Consider the following 470-nt stretch of genomic DNA (forward strand, 5'->3'; position numbering starts at 1 on the left):
AGCCGTGATGAAGTGCTTACCTATTTGGATTAAAGATTACAATTGCAATCATCTGTATAGTGGGCTAAAAATGAAATCCCTTCGGGAGTTTCGATCGTTAAAATTAGCAAGTTAACTGTCCGTTTTACGGGGGTAATACAAGTATGGCTTGGTTGTTTAGTAAATTTTTTATTTTAACAATTGAAGTACCTCTAAACTAACATAGAAACATCCATTATCTTCGATATCAATATAAACTTTAGAACCTTGATATTGTTCACCATCGAGTCGAAAATTCTTGAATCTGCTTTCTAAGGGATTATATTTTAGTGGGTTTTTTGTAATAGCATTCACTATGTGTTCTAGTAAACCTATTTCCCTTAGACAATTTTCAGCATCTATATTCTTGAGATTTAGTTCTTTAGGTGGAGTGAAATGTAGAAAAAGTAATTTTAAAAAGTAATATCCAATTGCACCAAATTGATCGATTA

Annotated in this window: 1 protein-coding gene; it reads right to left on the reverse strand. The window is 31.5% G+C overall.

Annotation, left to right across the window (positions count from 1 at the left end):
* Window positions 1-168 precede the first annotated feature (168 nt).
* Window positions 169-470: hypothetical protein (locus ACY3FQ_RS18665; RefSeq protein WP_489774631.1), on the reverse strand; the 302-nt coding region annotated here is incomplete at its 5' end.

Source organism: Acinetobacter sp. AB03, from assembly GCF_058107045.1.